The organism is Gardnerella sp. DNF00497B (genome assembly GCF_049262725.1).
In the GTDB taxonomy this organism is placed as follows: Bacteria; Actinomycetota; Actinomycetes; order Actinomycetales; family Bifidobacteriaceae; genus Bifidobacterium; species Bifidobacterium leopoldii.
The window spans coordinates 126,288-143,396 of record NZ_CP058400.1; the positions used below are offsets into that span (position 1 = coordinate 126,288).

Consider the following 17,109-nt stretch of genomic DNA (forward strand, 5'->3'; position numbering starts at 1 on the left):
GTAAGTGTTGTGCGCGAAAGCGTGGTGCAACAAGTGTTGTATGACAAATGTTGTGTGACAAATGTTGCAGTGTGGCATTGCGTACTGAGTAAAGGTGCTGCTATGAGTGTGATAAATATAAGCAATCAAGATAAATCACAAATTATCGGTGAAGCTGTGACGTATTCGGATTCGCAATCTCAAATTTTTGCTGACCTTGCAAATTCGCAGTATGCAAAGGCGCAGGATAGTCAGGTAATTAAGGGCGAAAAGTGGCGAATTACAGTTATTACAGATTCGCTGTTGCGTCTTGAGTGGAGTGACGATGGAGAGTTTGTTGACAATCCTACGCAAACTGTGATTTGTCGCAATTTTGCTCAGAAGAGCGCGGATGCTCAGCCACAATTTAGTGCGCATAAAAACGAAAATGGATGGCTGGAAGTAGAAACTGAAAAGCTTCACCTTACTTATAACTGCGAAGCTTTTAGCAAAGAAGGCTTAAGTATTGTTGTGCGCGGAGTGCCATGTACGCAGTTTAATACGTGGCATTATGGCGACGATTGCCCGGGAAATCTTCTTGGAACTTTTAGAACTTTGGATCAGGCGAACGGCCCAGTAAAGCTCGATAAAGGCATACTTTCGCGCGATGGATGGTCTATTTTAGATGATTCTGCAACTTGCGAAATTGCTCCGGCTGAGGAAATAAATGGTAAATCAAACCCGTATGGGGCTTGGGTTAAGTCGCGTGCGCACAAGGTTAGTGAGCAAGCTGGAAGATATAAAGACTTGTATTTCTTCGGCTACGGACACCACTACATTCAAGCAATTCAAGACCTTTATAAGCTCACAGGTGCTCAGCCGCTGCTTCCACGTTTTGCGCTAAGCAATTGGTGGAGCAGATACTATCGCTACCATCAAGACGAATATTTGCAATTGCATAATCGTTTTAAACGCGAAGGCATACCTTTCAGTGCAGCTGTTATTGACATGGATTGGCATGTTACGGATGTTGATGCAAAATATGGTTCCGGTTGGACTGGTTACACGTGGAATGAGGAACTTTTCCCGGATCATCGCGCTTTTTTGCGTAAACTTAACGCTGCTGGCTTGGCTCCAACTTTGAACTTGCATCCGCGCGACGGCGTGCGTGCGTTTGAAAAAGATTATCCGCAAGTTGCGCGAGAGATGGGAATTGATCCTGCAAGCGGTGAAGCTGTGGAATTTGATTTAACAAATCCGCAATTTGTTGAAGCTTACTTCAATATGCATCATCGTATGGAAGATGAAGGCGTGCGATTTTGGTGGATTGACTGGCAGCAGGGAGGCGTGACGCGCGAGCCTGGTTTGGATCCTCTTTGGATGCTAAATCACATGCATTATGAGGATGCTGCGCGCGAAGGTCGCTGGCCGCTTACATTCTCTCGTTATGCTGGGCCTGGTTCGCATCGCTACCCAGTTGGATTCTCGGGAGATACCGTTACTACTTGGGATTCGCTTGCTTTCCAAACTTACTTTACTGCTACAGCTTCCAATATTGGCTACGGATGGTGGAGTCACGATATTGGCGGACACATGCTTGGCGTTAGAAATAACGAGCTGGAAGCGCGATGGTACGCTTTCGGCGCGTTTAGTCCTATTAATCGTTTGCACTCGACTTGTTCGCCGTTTGCTGGAAAAGAGCCGTGGAATTTCCCTCCGGAAACTCGCGGAGCAATGGTGAAAATGCTTCGTTTGCGCGCGGAACTTTTGCCATACGTTTATACGATGAATTATCGCGCAGCTTTTGAAGGCAGACCGATTGTTGAGCCAATGTACTGGCAGTCGCCGGAAGTCGGCATGGCTTACGAAATTCCTAACGAGTACCGTTTTGGAAGTGAGCTTATAGTAGCGCCGATTGTTTCGCCTAATGATGCGGCTGCTTTGCGCGGATGTGCTGGAGTTTGGTTGCCGGAAGGTGATTGGTACGATTTGTTTGACGGACGCAGGTATGTGTCTCGCGGCTTGAATGGTCGCAGATTTGAAGCATGGCGCTCGCTTGATCGCGTGCCTGCTTTTGCGCGTGCTGGAGCAATTGTGCCTCTGCAAGTTTTGCCAGAAGTTGCAGATTGCGAGCGTAGTGCTGATGCTGCTGAATCGGTTAATAGCATTGAAAATCCGCGGGCTTTGCGAATTCTTGCATTCCCTGGAGCTGACGGCGAGTTCGTAATGCGAGAAGATAACGGTGACTTTGCTGCAGCGTCTGCTGGAAACACTGCAGATACACGTATGAATTTTGTGTGGCGAGACGGCAATGGCTCTTCGCAATTCATTATTTCCGGTGTTGCAGGATACGATGCTGCCGTAGAATCTGTACCGCAAAAACGCAACTGGAACGTTGTATTTAGAGGAGTTGCTTGCGCAGATTTTGCTCACGTGCGCGTGTTTGTGGGGAGCCAAGAGCTTAACACAGGCGAGTTTGCGATTTCTTACGAAGGTGAAGAGTCGACTTTGAGCTTGTCAGTTTTTGTAAAAGACGTGCCGGCTCGTTCGGAAGTTCGCGTAATTGTTGACGGAGGATTGCAAGTTGCTGCCGATCCTAAAGTTGGTGACGCTTACCGATTCCTGCTTCAAGCGCAAGTGCCGTACCGCGGTAAGGAAATGGCTTTTGATGCAGTGAGCGAGGCTAACGGAAGTGCAGGCGCTATTGCTGCAATCTCAACTCTTGAATACGAAAACGAATCGGAAGCAGAAAAGTATCGCAACAATGTTGATATGCTTAACGCTTACGCAACTGATCAGCCTTCCGTAGTGAAGTGGGCGCAATGGCGTTGCACTCTGCCTGTTTCTGTGAAGCATGCGCTTGAGGAGATTTTGCTGCGCTCGGTTGAGTGATTTAATCTGCGTCAGTAACAAAAATTGCTTAGTTTCACAGCTTGACATACCGGATAAATTAACAGATTTTCTGTAGAAGTGTTAAAATGCTGCACGGTAGTGTGATGAAATTCACATAATTTTGTTACATCTACCTGCAGCATTTGCATATTGCTAAGTTAGCAATATTGAAACGTTCTGCATTTGTAATTCTTGAAAGTCAAGGTTACACCGCGGGAGCCTGTTCTACACAGGCTGAGAGGGCGAAAGCCGACCGTAAACCTGATGCGGGTAATGCCGCCGTAGGGAAGGAGTATATATGCGAAATATTCGTATTATTGGTGCAGGTATTATTGGTTTAGCAACAGCGTGGAGACTTACGGAAGCTGGCGTAAAAGTTAGCATAATTGATCCAGATCCAGTCTCCGGTGCTTCTCACCATGCTGCCGGCATGCTAGCTCCTACCGCAGAAATGCAATATCAGCAAGAAGCGTTGTATCCTCTTATGTTTGAGTCTGCAACTATGTATAAGGAATTGGTTGATTCGGTTGCAAAGTACACCGATAAGCCAACCGGCTACTTAGAGTGCGGCTCTTACGTAATCGGTGGTGACGCTGCAGATAACGAGCACGTGAACGAGTTGCTAAACTTGCAGCACCGTTATGGACGTAGAGCTGAGCATATTTCTGTGAGTAAGCTTCGTGAAATTGAGCCTGCGCTTTCGCCGACGATTGCAGGCGCTGTAAGCGTGCCGGACGACCATCAAATCAACCCTCGTCTTTTCACTGCAGCAATGATTGATGCACTTGAAAAGCGCGGTGTTGTTATTGAGCGTCGCGCAAGCACTCCAGACGATTTGGGTCCAGACACAGTTTTGGCATCCGGCTTGGGTGCTAAGGATATGCTTCCTCAGCTTAAGCTTCGCGCTGTGTGGGGCGATATGATTCGTATGACTATTCCAGAGCCTTTGCGCCCAATTTTGAGTTCCGTGGTTCGTGGGTTTGTGCATGACCGCCCAGTTTATTTGGTGCCTCGCGCTAAGGAAACAGGCGAGCTTGTGCTCGGTGCTACTTCTCGCGAAGATGACCGCGATATTCCAAAGGTCGGTGGCGTGCTTGACTTGCTTCGCGATGCCGCAAGCGTGCTTCCTGGCATTCAGGAATGCTCGATTACTGAGGTTACTGCTGGCGGTCGTCCTGGAACTCCAGATGATTTGCCATTCATTGGCATTGATCCTAAGACGCACACCACGATTTCCACCGGTTACTTCCGTCACGGAATTTTGCTCACCGCTTTAGGCTCTTCTTTGACCACAAAACTCGTGCTTGAGCAAGAGTTGACTGAGAAGGAAAAGGGATTCTTGGAAAGCTGCAATCCTGCACGCTTCTAATCGCTAATTTCGGTGAATTTGCTATATTTCGCTGCGAATTTGTGAAGCGTTCAAATATAGACGTAAGTGTGATGCAGAAAGTACTTTTAGTAATTCAGCTTTTAGTTAGTAAAGGTTAGATTATGCAAATCGTAGTCAATGGTGAAACTGTTGAAGTGCAAGACGGATTAACTGTTGCTCAGCTTATTGCGCAACGTTATGGTTCGGATGCAGGACCTGGTATAGCGGTCGCAATTGGCGACGATGTGCTTTCTCGCGCGCAATGGGAATCAGCAGTCATATGTGATGGGAATCAAGTCGAAATTCTTAGCGCAGTTCAAGGCGGCTGAAACACCACAAAATTAAGCGTGAAATTAGTGCGCTTAATTATTTAATTTTAATTAAGTTTAAATATTAAATATTAAATAAAAGGCTTAAAATGACAGAAAATAATACAGAAGAAAGTGCCGATACTTGGCAGCTTTGCGGTAAGACTTTACACTCAAGGCTTTTGCTTGGTACAGGCGGCATGACGAGCATTGATATTATGGAAAAGTCGCTTGTTGCTTCGGGTGCGGAAGTGGCAACAGTTGCCATGCGTCGTCACGCAAAAACTGGCGTGGATATTTACGGCATGTTGCAGCGCCACAATATTAACGTTTTGCCAAATACTGCTGGTTGCAAAACTGCGCATGATGCTGTTCTTACAGCAAAAATGGCTCGTGAATCGCTTGGAACTGACTGGATTAAGCTCGAAGTAATTGCAGACGACGATACTTTGCTCCCAGATACTCGTGAAGTATTGCTTGCTGCAGAAAAGCTTATTGAAGAAGGATTTAGCGTGCTTTGCTACACGAATGACGACCCGATTGTGGCTCGTCGCTTGGTTTCGCTTGGCGTGAAGGCTGTTATGCCTGGTGGTGCTCCAATTGGAACTGGTCTTGGCATTTTGAATCCTCGAAACATTGAGCTGATTGTTCAAGAATGCAAGGAAGCTGGCGTTCCTGTAATTTTGGATGCTGGTGTTGGAACTGCTTCCGATGTTGTTAAAGCTTTCGAAATTGGCTGCTCTGGTGTGCTTCTTGCAAGTGCTGTAACTCGCTGCCCAGATCCTGTAAAGATGGGCCGCGCAATGGCTGCTGCTGTAACTGCTGGAAAGCTTGCTCACGATGCTGGCCGTATTCCTAAGCGTGAACATGCACTCGCTTCTTCGCCTGTTGAAGGTCGCGCTTGGGCTGATTCTGTACTGTAAATTTCTGTACTGTAATTTTTCGGCATATTATTCAACATGACGATTAATAAAATTTACGACAACCTGCAGGAGCTTGAGGCGGAACGCACTAGCCGTCACTTGCTCCTGCCGGGCTTTACTAATGAACATCAGCAGTTACTTCGCGATGCGAAAATCTGCATGGTCGGTGCAGGTGGACTTGGTTCGCCGTGCTTGCTTTCGCTTGCTGCTGCAGGAGTTGGAGAAATCACAATTTGTGACGACGACGTTGTTGAGCTTTCTAATTTGCAAAGACAGACTTTATATACTGTCGATCAGTGCGGCAAATCTAAAGCGCAACTTGCAGCTAATCGTCTGCAAGCGTTATCTCCAGGTTTAAAAATCAACCTTGTAAATAGATTTAATGAAGACAACGCAAAGCAGCTTGTAGAAAGTCACGATATTGTTATCGACGGTTGTGATAATTTTGATACGCGCTTTTTGATTGCGGATGCTGCTTGGAGTGCTGGTACGCCGGAAGTTTACGGTTCGGTGCTTTATTATGAAGGTCAAGTAAGCGTTTTCGTGCCAGGAAAAGGTCCTGGTTTGCGTGATTTGTATGCGTGCCCTCCGCCTAAAGAAAAAGTGCCAAAATCGGCTGTGTTGGGTGCAACTGCAGCTATTGTTGGCGCAATGATGGCAACTGAAGCAATTAAACTCATAACCGGTATTGGCACGTCGCTTATTGGCGTTTTAGCGCGCTACAATGCGCTTAATAATTCACTTCGCCACTTTAAGTTCAGCGCGTGAATCCTACTGAATTTTTCAGAATTTCCCATTAATTTTGCTTAAATTGCAAAACTTGAGTCTAGTTGTATAAAGTTTTTTGTAATTTTTGGGAATAAAAGTTGACTTTTATAAGTTGAGTGTAATAGACTCAAGTTTTGGAAAGTAAAAAAGCTGATGCTTTACATAGTTTCCAACAAGGAATCTAAATAAGGTTCAGCTTACGTAACTACAAAACTTGAAGGAAAGCGTAATTGCACAAAAGGTGCAATACCTAGTTAAGGAGAAATTATGGGACGCGCAGTAGGTATTGATTTGGGAACAACCAACTCTTGCATTGCTACTCTTGAAGGTGGCAGCCCAACAGTTATTGTAAACGCTGAAGGCGCACGTACCACGCCATCTGTTGTGGCATTCAGCAAGTCTGGCGAAATCTTGGTTGGTGAAGTTGCTAAGCGTCAGGCTGTAACAAACGTTGATCGCACGATTAGCTCAGTAAAGCGCCACATGGGCACTGATTGGACTGTTGATATCGACGGCAAGAAGTGGACTCCACAAGAGATTTCTGCACAGGTTTTGATGAAGTTGAAGCGCGATGCTGAAGCTTACTTGGGTGAGCCGGTAACCGATGCCGTTATTACATGCCCAGCATACTTCAACGATGCTCAGCGTCAGGCAACTAAAGATGCAGGTAAGATTGCAGGCTTGAACGTGCTTCGTATTATTAACGAACCAACTGCTGCAGCTTTGGCTTACGGCCTTGAAAAAGGCAAGGAAGACGAGCGCATTTTGGTATTCGACTTGGGTGGCGGTACTTTCGATGTGTCCTTGCTTGAAATTGGTAAGGATGACGACGGATTCTCCACAATTCAGGTGCAAGCAACTAACGGCGATAACCATTTGGGTGGCGACGACTGGGATCAGAAGATTATCGACTGGCTCGTTGGCGAAGTTAAGAACAAGTATGGCGTTGATTTGAGCAAGGATAAGATTGCTTTGCAGCGCTTGAAGGAAGCTGCTGAGCAGGCAAAGAAGGAACTTAGCTCTTCTACTTCTACCTCAATTTCTATGCAGTACTTGGCAATGACTCCTGACGGCACTCCAGTGCATTTGGATGAGACTTTGACTCGTGCTCACTTTGAGGAAATGACTTCCGACTTGCTTGGCCGCTGCCGTACTCCATTTAACAACGTTCTTTCTGACGCTGGTATTTCAGTAAGCCAGATCGATCACGTGGTTCTTGTTGGTGGTTCAACTCGTATGCCAGCTGTGAAGGATTTGGTGAAGGAACTTACAGGCGGTAAGGAAGCTAACCAGTCCGTGAACCCAGATGAGGTTGTTGCAGTTGGTGCAGCCGTTCAGTCGGGCGTTATTAAGGGAGATCGCAAAGACGTTCTGCTTATTGATGTAACTCCACTTTCCTTGGGTATTGAAACCAAGGGTGGAATTATGACAAAGCTTATCGATCGCAATACTGCTATTCCTACGAAGCGCTCGGAAGTATTCTCTACTGCTGAAGACAATCAGCCATCCGTGTTGATTCAGGTTTACCAGGGCGAACGTGAGTTTGCTCGCGATAACAAGCCTCTTGGTACTTTTGAGTTGACTGGAATTGCTCCAGCTCCTCGTGGCGTTCCGCAGATTGAAGTTACTTTCGATATTGATGCTAACGGCATTGTGCACGTTTCCGCTAAGGATAAGGGCACTGGTAAGGAACAGTCCATGACTATTACCGGTGGTTCTGGTTTGCCAAAGGACGAAATTGACCGCATGGTGAAGGAAGCTGAAGCTCACGAAGCTGAAGATAAGAAGCGTAAGGAAGAAGCTGAAGTTCGCAACCAAGCAGAAGCCTTTGCTTACCAGACTGAAAAGCTCGTGAACGACAATAAAGACAAGCTTTCCGATGAAATCTCTAAGGAAGTTACCGACAAGGTTAATGCTTTGAAGGAAGCTTTGAAGGGTGACGACGTTGAGAAGATTAAGTCTGCTCAAAGCGAGTTGATGACTTCTGCTCAGAAGATCGGTCAGCAGCTTTACGCTCAGCAGGGTGCTGCTGGTGCCGAAGCTGGCGCTCAGTCTGCTGCTGGTGCTCAGGCTGGCTCTGCAGCTAAGGATGATGATGTAGTTGACGCCGAAGTGGTGGACGACGACAAGGACGATAAGGACAACAAGTAATGTCCGACTTTAACGCCAACGAATATTTGCAAGATATGGAAGATGCTGACTCGCTGGATGTAAAAGCTACAGGTGATTCTGCGAAATCGTCTGCGCAATCTTCATCGAAAGTTGCTGAAGGTGCAAATCCTGCAGAAACGAAAGCTGACGCTAACGTTTCTGCGGATTCCGCAAATTCTGAGAATACAGCGAATTCCGCTGAATCTTCAGAATCGAAAGACAGCCAAGACGCAGATAGCGGCAGTTTAACTCCCTTAGGTAAAGCTAAGAAAGAAGCTGCAGAGTACTTGGAAGCGTTACAGCGAGAGCGTGCTGAGTTTATAAACTTCAGAAATCGTTCTGCCAAAGAGCAGGATCGTTTCAGACAGCATGGAATTATTGACGTTCTGACAGCATTGCTTCCAGCATTGGATGATATTGACCGCATTCGCGAGCATAGCGAAATGGATGATTCGTTCAAGGCTGTTGCAACTAAGATAGATAAGGCTTTTGAAAAGTTTGGTGTGGAAAAGTTTGGTGAAAAGGGCGAAGATTTTGACCCGACCAAGCATGATGCAATTTTGCACAGACCAGATCCAGACTCTACAAAAGAAACTGTTGATGCTGTAGTTGAAGCAGGATATCGAATAGGAGATCGCGTTATTCGCGCCGCTCGTGTGGTCGTTTCTTCACCACAGCAATGACTAACGAAACTCTTTCGTGACTTTATTGCATAACTTGCTCGTGCTGACTCATAAGAGTTGGCACGAGCAGCCTATATTTGGTCAAAAGCGAAATAGCCAATGTGCTTGTGAAGAAAGGAGGCACAAATGGCTGAAAATGAATGGTTAGCTAAGGATTTTTATAAGGTTCTCGGTGTCTCCAAAGACGCAGATGAGGCAACGATTACCAAAGCGTATCGCAAACTTGCTCGTAAATATCACCCTGATTTAAACAAAACAAAAGAAGCTGAAGAAAAATTTAAGGATGTTTCTGAAGCTTATGACGTATTAAAAGATAGTCAAACTCGTCAACGTTACGATGCTATCCGCCAATTTGGTGCTGGTGGTGCTCGTTTCGCTGGAGGAGCAGGTGGTGCTGGCGGTTTCGATGCGTCGAGTTTCTCGGACATTTTCTCCATGTTCAACGGCGGCTCTGGCATGGGTGGTATGGGCGGAAACGGTTCGCGCATTCGCTTTACATCCAACGGTGCTGGACCAAATATGAGCGACATTTTCTCCATGTTTGGTGGAGGTCAGCGCTCTCAAGATTCAGCAGGATTCCAAGGTACGAGTGGCTTTGGCGGTGAGAGGTATTCTCAACCGCAGGAAGCTGACGTGCCTGAAGTTGGCGAAGATATAACAACCGATATAAAGCTCACATTTAAGCAAGCTTTTAAAGGCGCTACAGTATCGTTGCGTGCGGCTGGTGAAACTTTTAAAACGCATATTCCAGCTGGTGTAAAAACCGGACAGAAAATTCGTTTGAAAGGAAAAGGCAAGCCAGGCAAGTTCGGTGGTGCTGCAGGTGACTTGTACTTGCATGTTCAAGTAGAAGCATCAGATAAATTTACTTTGCGAGGCGACGATTTGATTTCTACATTGCCGCTAACGTTAAGTGAAGCAGTGCATGGTGCAAAAGTTAGTATAAACGACCTAGACGGCAATCCTGTTACTTTCAAAGTTCCAGCTTGTGTTTCAAGCGGTGATGAAGTTCGTATAGAAGGTGCTGGAGTGCCCGGAAAGAATGGCGATTTTGTTGGTGTTGTGCAGATTCGTTTGCCAAAGCGTTCGAGCATGTCTCTTAGACGCGTTGCAAAAGAATTTGATAAAACTGCTGGCGAAACTTATGCTGAAGAAATTAAAAAATTAAGACAAAACTAAGTTAACAATAATTTAGTAGGTTAAACACTGTTGAATTGCTTGTAACAGTGCTTTAAACATACTAAAAAGGGCAAAGGAAGGCGTGCTATGACACCAATAACGCGTGAAACTAAAGCACTGTATGAAATGTGTGCAGTTGCTTTAGTGCGTGGTACTGCAACGCTTGACGGGGCAGATGAAGTAGGATTTGTTCTTGATTTGCCAATATTTACCGTAAGCCATGTGGCACGCCTAACCAATACGCACCCGCAAACTTTACGACAGTATGATCGGCTTCATTTAATAATGCCGAATAGAACTGAAGGTGGCGCTCGCCGCTATTCTTTGCGAGATATAGACAGGATTGTGCAAACTCAGCATTTAAGCCAAAATGAAGGTATCAATCTTGCTGGCATCATGCAAATACTTGATTTGCAAGAAGAAAATCGACAGCTTAAAAGACAAGTAAGGCATTTGCTTGATTCTGCAGAGTCTTCAGAACGCAATATTTTTGCTGCAAATGCAGATGGTGACATTGTGGAAATGCAGCGTTCTCGCAATGCGCGTCGCTGGAGGCGGGATATTCTTACAGAGAGGCGAGCGTTACCTTCGTCGTATTCTTCGGAAAGCTATAACAGTAATTATAAAAATCGAAAGTCCTCGGATGAAAAATCTGTGGTGTTGTGGAGAGCGTGGAGCATATAGTAACGTAGGTATGGCTACTTATTGTGCTTAAGTGAGAAATTAGTGAGAATTAACGAGAAGAATTAATAGTGCGAAAAGTAATGCAGAATTAGTGCGAAAATGATGTGCTACAAAAGCTAAAGCAAATATATGCAATATAAAGGATTGTGAATGGCTGAACAGACGACGAATATGTGTGCAAATACTCTTAACTCTAGTGAAGAAAAACATGTGTTGCGTGCAGTTTTCTGGGATATGGATGGTACTCTTATAGATTCCGAGCCGTATTGGCATGAGTCGGAATTTTATTTAGTAAAAAAATACGGTGGATACTGGGATGAAGATTTAGCTTGGGAATGTTCCGGTGGATCCCTTGAAACTGTTGCCAATAAGATGATTCCTTCTGGTACAAAACTTACAGTAGAAGAAATTGGCAAAGGCATGGTTGATTACGTTGCTGCTCGTGAGGCTGAATCCGTGCCGTGGGTTCCGGGAGTTTTAGATGTACTTAAAAGTCTTACGGATGCCGGCATTCCTTCAATTTTGGTGAGCAATTCGCCGCGTTGTTTGGTTGAAAATATTGTGAATCACGCTCCAGAAGGTGCTTTCGCTGGGTACGTGTGTGGAGATGATGGATTTAAGCCGAAGCCTAGTGCTGAGCCTTATCTTGCTGCAGGGAAAATGGTTGGCATTGAGGGCGCGGATGAGGAAGTTGCAAAGCAGATGGCTAATTGCATTGCCATAGAAGATTCTCTATCTGGTCTTACTGCTGCAATTAATTCCGGAGCAACTGTAATTGCGCAAACAGGTTTTTCGCGCGCAAACATATCTGAGAGCAAGCATCATGCAGAACTTAACGGTTATGAAAATGTTACTGCTAAAATGCTTGAGAACATTGTTTTGAGCCGAAACTAATTAATAAACTAGCAAAACTAATTAACAAACTATTTAGCTATTTACTTAGCTAGCTATTCGCATATCTGTTCGTAAATTAGCTACAGTTTTGTTTATAAATAGCTACAGTTGATTTACTAGTTTCCTCCAGTTGTGTCATAGTTATTGTCATAACCATGACCGCCAGAATTATTATCGTAGCTGCCAACGCCGCCCGATGATGAATCGTCACGACCATACAGCTGACTATCAAGGTCTAAATCGTTGTCGTTGTCCTTGTCTTTATCTTTGTCCTTGTTTTTATCCTTACCCTCATTCTCAGTTTTTATATGCGTGAATGTATGTTGTTCGCCTAATCCCCATTTTCCATCAGGTCCACCAATTTTGCCTGTGTCTTTTGCTTCAGGGAATTTAGTATTCGGGGTTCCTATTACCGCTTGACGCATGTATCTTGTAAACAAGTGCACAGGGTAGTCGCTTCCGCCAAGATATCCGTGGAACGGTTTAATTACTTGTGGGCTACCTTTAGCGTCTGGATTCCATATGGCAAATGCGGTAACAATATTTGGCGTAAATCCTACAAAGCTACCAGCAGTTTCATCGTTTGCTGTTCCAGACTTTCCTGCAATTTCTCTACCTACAGCGCGAGCTTCAGTTGCTGTACCATGTTGCACTACGCCAATCATTGCTTTTGTAGCTAGAGCGGCATCGGCTGGTGAGAATACTTGCTTTCCGGCTGTTGGTGCACGGTAGAACTCCTTACCGTCAGGATTTTTTACGCTGGCAACAATATGCAAATCTGGGCGTCTTCCTTGGTTTGCAAATGTTGCATATGCGCGCGCAATTTCGCTTACATGCACAGAATCGTTTCCGAGCACAGTAAACGGATTCTTACCATTGACTCGTTCAGGGCTTAAACCTGCCATAACTGCAGTATGAGCAACTTTCTTAGCACCAAGTTTACTTTGCAAATCCATATATACTGTGTTCACAGAATTTGCAGTTGCACTGTATAAGTTAATGGTGCCGTAGCTCATGTTTGCAAAGTTTCCAACAGGCTTATCAATACCATCAAACTTGCGTGGAGAATTGCCATTGAACATTGTATCCAAGCTAGTGCCAGCCTGAATTGCTCCCATAAGCGCAAAAGGCTTCATAGTAGAACCTGGCTCATAAAGCGCTTGTGTGGCGTTATTAAGCTGTTTCTTTAGATAATCGTCTCCTGCGTAAACGGAAATGATTGAACCATCTTTTGCGTTTATTGAAATTCCGCCAACTTGCAGTCCTTCTGGCACAATTCCTCGTCCATCTTGAGAAGGACTTGCAACTTTGAACATTAAATCTTGCTTAGCTTTATCGATAGTAGTAATAATGCGATATCCGCCACTGTCAAGATCTTCCTGCGTAAAAGCACCGTTCCTAGTTAACTCGTCGCGAACCATATGCAATAAGTAACCTTGTTGACCTGCGTAAATGTTTTGAGTCGTCTGAGTAATAGTTTTAGGCATTTTTGCTTGCGCTGCTTGAGAAGCTGTAATGTAGCCATCTTCTTTCATAATGCGTAACACGCGCTTAAAGCGAATGCCTGCTTCTTTTGGACCAATTGCAGGATCCCAGCTACTTGGTGCTGGAATAATACCTGCTAAAAGTGCAGCTTGCGAAAGTGACAAATCTTTTGCTTCTATACCGAAATATGCTTTAGCTGCAGCTTGAATTCCGTATGCTCCTCTACCCAAGTAAATAGTATTCATATAATTGCAAAGTACTGTATCTTTATCTTGGGTTTGCGCAATTTTCAAAGCTAAAATAGCTTCTTTTAGTTTTCCAAAATAAGTTTTTGTTTCACCGAGATAATATCTTTCCGCATATTGTTGCGTAATAGTTGAGCCGCCCCAACGCCCGTGCTTTGTAACGTTATGAAGTAATGCGCGTCCAATTCCTTTAAAATCTATTCCGCCATCGTGGTAGAAGGAACGATTTTCTGAAGCAACTATTGCTTTACCAACATATTTAGGTAGTACTGAACAATTGATAATTTCGCGATTTTGCTCAGCAAAAGAACCTAATTCAGTTTTGCCATCTGAATAGTACACTTTCGTCTTATCTGCCATAGCAACTTTGTCTGGTGCAGGTATATCTGTAGTTGCGTACAGATAAGCAAAAACAATTGTGCCTAGCAAAATTGGCACAAAAATAACAATAAGTGCCCAAAAAATAATAGGATGTCTGCCTCGCCAAGTTCTACGACGCCTTCTGCGTGTTGCTGCGCGAGAACGTTCGAATCTCGAATTACGGCTGCTTTTGTTTGATTCAAAAGAATACGAATGTGGACGGTATGAGTCTTGTCCGCGTGGTGGGACAGATGAAGGCATATTCGTATTTTTTTGTGATTGTGACGATATGCTTCGAGTAGCTTTCTCATGCGAAGTAGACGCTCGTCTTCCATCTTTACGTGCAACCATACATTCCACCGTAGCGTCCGGTGTTGAATTTTTCTACAAAACAGCATGTTTTTGTTTAGAAAAGATTAAAAATATTGAATATTAGTACATATTTGTTAAAGCAATAGTATTATGAAATGTGTATGGTGCGGCATAATGTAATGTCGCTTATTTTGCAGGGCAAGGAGTCTATATGAGCATCCGCGTTGCCATTGCCGGTGTCGGCAATTGTGCTTCGTCGCTGGTTCAGGGCGTTGAATATTACAAAAACGCTGATGACGGTGAGAAAATTCCAGGGTTGATGCACGCTGTATTTGGTCAGTATCGTGTGCGCGATATTGAGTTTGTTGCGGCGTTTGATGTTGATTCTCTAAAGGTTGGGCATGATTTAAGTGAAGCAATTGGCGCTTCACAAAATAACACAATTCGTTTTGCTGATGTACCAAATTTGGGTGTAGAAGTATTGCGTGGTCCAACTTATGACGGTCTTGGTGATTACTACCGTGAAATGATTGATGAGTCCGAGGCTGAACCTGTTGACGTTGCTCAAGTTTTGCGAGATAAGCATGTGGATGTGCTTGTTTCTTATCTTCCAGTAGGATCTGAGCAAGCCGATAAAGCTTATGCGACTGCTGCGATGGAAGCTGGCTGTGCATTTGTAAACTGCCTGCCAGTCTTCATTGCTTCTGATCCTGAGTGGGCACAAAAATTCCGTGATGCAGGAGTTCCTATTATTGGCGATGACATTAAAAGTCAGGTAGGTGCAACTATTACTCACCGCGTTATGGCTCGACTTTTTGAGGATCGCGGTGTGCGTTTGGATCGCACGTATCAGCTGAATGTTGGCGGAAATATGGACTTTATGAACATGCTTCAGCGTTCAAGACTTGAATCTAAAAAGATTTCTAAGACTCGTGCAGTAACTTCAATCGTGCCTCATGAAATGGATGAGCATAATGTTCATATTGGGCCTTCAGACTACGTAGCTTGGTTGGATGATCGCAAGTTTGCTTTCGTGCGTTTGGAAGGTACTACTTTTGGTGATGTTCCTTTGAATTTGGAGTACAAGCTTGAGGTTTGGGATTCTCCAAATTCTGCCGGAATTGTTATCGATGCTGTTCGAGCCGCAAAAATTGCTTTGGATCGCAAGCTTTCTGGTCCGGTTTTGGCCCCAAGTTCATACTTTATGAAGTCTCCTGCAGTTCAGCATGAAGATAGTGAAGCTCGCCAATTAGTTGAACGCTATATTGCTGGTGATGTTGAAGCTAACGAGTCTCAGCTTGATGAAGATACTGAATTTGCAAAAGAACATGGCAAGAGTGTGTGGCGCGCATAATTTATTACTACTCGACATGTAGCGAAAATCGTGTAATATAGATAAAGCCTCCGTGTGGCACTAAGTCACCCAATCCCCCCAGGGCAGAAATGCAGCAAGGGTAAGTGGCCTCTGGTGGGTGCGCGGAGGTTTTATTATGCGTAAAACTAGCGCGGTCGTAAATACTGTCGTAAAGTCTAAAGTATGAGTGAAGAATTTGCAGGAATTCAATCCAATAGCATTGACAATCAGCATGATGATTCTGCTGGGGAAAATGATGCGCTGCCGGTAGGTGGAACTTCGCAAGATATTAATCGCAACAGTGAAGGTAGTGACTATTCGCATCCTTTGGATTCGATTAATACGATTACGCCATTTTCTCCAATCTCATCTGAGGATAATGACGAAAAAATATCGCCTTTATTTCCAGAAAATACTGAAGAGAAATCTTCTAAACAGTCTGTAAAACAGTTTGTGAAACAAACTAAACGTCAATCTGATTTGTCTGATTTGTCGTATTCAACTAATCAGTTATCTTTTGAAGATTCTTCATCGGATGCAGATGATATTGATCAGCTTGATCCGCTCGTAAAGCGTCCTCGAATATCTACCATATTGTGGTGTGTTGCTATTGCAATTGTTTTCCTGGCTTCTGCTGCGTTCATATGGTTTATTAGTGTGCAAACAGTACTTGGTCAAAGCTATGAAGAAATGGTAATTGATGGATTTGGCTCTCATGGTATGCCGTCTTGGCTTGCATTTTGCTTGCGACCTATAAGCGTTTCTATGGTTGTTATAGTTACTGGCATAATAATTGCTCTTGTTTCACTCATAGTAGTTTGTATTCGTAAACGTTGGTGGCTTCTTGGTCAATGTGCTGGGATTATTATTCTTTCGGCTGCTGCTGAACCATTGAAAAAAATTCTTCCGCGCCCAATGCTTATAAGTATTGAATATTTGTCTGCAAATTCAGCACCTTCAGGTCATACCCTACTTATTACTGCATCATGTGCGTTGCTTATTTGCGCAGTTTCGCGTGTTTGGCGCGCATGGGCAGCGGTAGCTGCAGCTTTTATAAGCATTCTTGTGGAACTTTCTTTGGTTGCAGCACATTGGCATAGAGTTTCTGACGTTCTTATGTCATTACTTATCGTTGGTGCTGTAACGCTTATTATGCTCGCATGCACTCGCAGTAGTGGAATGGATATGCCAGCTTATCGACGTTCCTCAATTAGCGTTCAAATTGTAGGAAGCTCTATGATTACGATTGGTGTGTTGGCGTGTTTGTATGCACTTTATTTAATATGGCAAATTCTTCCTGGTGTTGATATTTTTGCTCAATGGGCTGCAAGCGTATCTTATGTAGCAACTTATTGGCTGATTATAGGCGTGTCTTTGCTTGTTTTTGGCGTAATTATGGTAATGCGTCACTCTACAGCTTCGCCGTTGAGTAGGCTTGGATTAGTAGGCGCTCCGCCGACGCCTCCATCTGCTTCTAAGTAATATTGTCTACTCTATCTGCTTTTATCCACCGAGGTGGAATGTAATGGACGTATAACTTAAGT

Annotated in this window: 13 protein-coding genes, 1 other RNA gene and 1 riboswitch; of the genes, 13 read left to right on the forward strand and 1 reads right to left on the reverse strand. The window is 44.4% G+C overall.

Going from position 1 to position 17,109, the window contains the following annotated elements:
• Nucleotides 1–102 precede the first annotated feature (102 nt).
• The 10 genes from HXT26_RS00505 to HXT26_RS00550 all read left to right on the forward strand — a co-directional run bounded on the left by HXT26_RS00505 (nt 103) and on the right by HXT26_RS00550 (nt 11,809).
• Complete coding sequence (locus tag HXT26_RS00505; RefSeq protein WP_217431411.1) at nt 103–2,850, forward strand: TIM-barrel domain-containing protein; 2,748 nt, start codon at nt 103–105, stop codon at nt 2,848–2,850.
• A 202-nt stretch (nt 2,851–3,052) separates the two neighbouring features.
• A riboswitch (TPP riboswitch) is annotated at nt 3,053–3,156 on the forward strand.
• Entirely contained in the window at nt 3,149–4,219 is a 1,071-nt protein-coding gene (gene thiO / locus HXT26_RS00510; RefSeq protein WP_004104781.1) for a glycine oxidase ThiO, read from the forward strand. Its footprint overlaps the riboswitch before it by 8 nt.
• A gap of 122 nt (nt 4,220–4,341) precedes the next feature.
• Nucleotides 4,342–4,548, forward strand: coding sequence for a sulfur carrier protein ThiS (gene thiS, locus HXT26_RS00515; protein ID WP_004104778.1), 207 nt, complete (start codon nt 4,342–4,344; stop codon nt 4,546–4,548).
• An 89-nt stretch (nt 4,549–4,637) separates the two neighbouring features.
• Nucleotides 4,638–5,450, forward strand: a complete 813-nt coding sequence (locus HXT26_RS00520) for a thiazole synthase (RefSeq protein WP_004104776.1) — start codon at nt 4,638–4,640, stop codon at nt 5,448–5,450.
• Between the two features lie 36 nt (nt 5,451–5,486).
• Nucleotides 5,487–6,218, forward strand: a complete 732-nt coding sequence (locus tag HXT26_RS00525) for a HesA/MoeB/ThiF family protein (RefSeq protein ID WP_422112002.1) — start codon at nt 5,487–5,489, stop codon at nt 6,216–6,218.
• A gap of 267 nt (nt 6,219–6,485) precedes the next feature.
• Complete coding sequence (gene dnaK / locus HXT26_RS00530) at nt 6,486–8,369, forward strand: molecular chaperone DnaK (protein WP_004104772.1); 1,884 nt, start codon at nt 6,486–6,488, stop codon at nt 8,367–8,369.
• Nucleotides 8,369–9,052, forward strand: coding sequence for a nucleotide exchange factor GrpE (grpE, locus tag HXT26_RS00535; protein WP_174191660.1), 684 nt, complete (start codon nt 8,369–8,371; stop codon nt 9,050–9,052). Before dnaK ends, grpE begins: the two co-directional genes overlap by 1 nt.
• A 126-nt stretch (nt 9,053–9,178) precedes the next feature.
• Nucleotides 9,179–10,231 carry a DnaJ C-terminal domain-containing protein gene (locus HXT26_RS00540; RefSeq protein ID WP_004118453.1) on the forward strand — a complete coding sequence of 351 codons (1,053 nt, stop codon included), beginning with the start codon at nt 9,179–9,181 and terminating at the stop codon, nt 10,229–10,231.
• A gap of 87 nt (nt 10,232–10,318) precedes the next feature.
• Nucleotides 10,319–10,915, forward strand: a complete 597-nt coding sequence (locus tag HXT26_RS00545) for a heat shock protein transcriptional repressor HspR (RefSeq protein ID WP_004104765.1) — start codon at nt 10,319–10,321, stop codon at nt 10,913–10,915.
• Nucleotides 10,916–11,065: 150 nt separating this feature from the next.
• Nucleotides 11,066–11,809, forward strand: coding sequence for an HAD family hydrolase (locus HXT26_RS00550; protein ID WP_421789043.1), 744 nt, complete (start codon nt 11,066–11,068; stop codon nt 11,807–11,809).
• 116 nt (nt 11,810–11,925) lie between these two features.
• On the opposite strand, the gene HXT26_RS00555 is transcribed toward HXT26_RS00550, so the two are convergent.
• Nucleotides 11,926–14,250: a transglycosylase domain-containing protein gene (locus HXT26_RS00555; protein ID WP_422112003.1), complete on the reverse strand. Its 2,325-nt coding sequence runs from the start codon at nt 14,248–14,250 to the stop codon at nt 11,926–11,928.
• Nucleotides 14,251–14,422: 172 nt separating this feature from the next.
• Between HXT26_RS00555 and HXT26_RS00560 the strand changes: the two genes are divergently transcribed.
• The 3 genes from HXT26_RS00560 to HXT26_RS00570 all read left to right on the forward strand — a co-directional run bounded on the left by HXT26_RS00560 (nt 14,423) and on the right by HXT26_RS00570 (nt 17,047).
• Nucleotides 14,423–15,565, forward strand: coding sequence for an inositol-3-phosphate synthase (locus tag HXT26_RS00560; protein ID WP_004118456.1), 1,143 nt, complete (start codon nt 14,423–14,425; stop codon nt 15,563–15,565).
• Between the two features lie 41 nt (nt 15,566–15,606).
• Nucleotides 15,607–15,703, forward strand: an RNA gene (gene ffs, locus HXT26_RS00565) — signal recognition particle sRNA small type.
• A 45-nt stretch (nt 15,704–15,748) separates the two neighbouring features.
• Entirely contained in the window at nt 15,749–17,047 is a 1,299-nt protein-coding gene (locus tag HXT26_RS00570; RefSeq protein ID WP_421789039.1) for a phosphatase PAP2 family protein, read from the forward strand.
• Nucleotides 17,048–17,109: the final 62 nt, after the last annotated feature.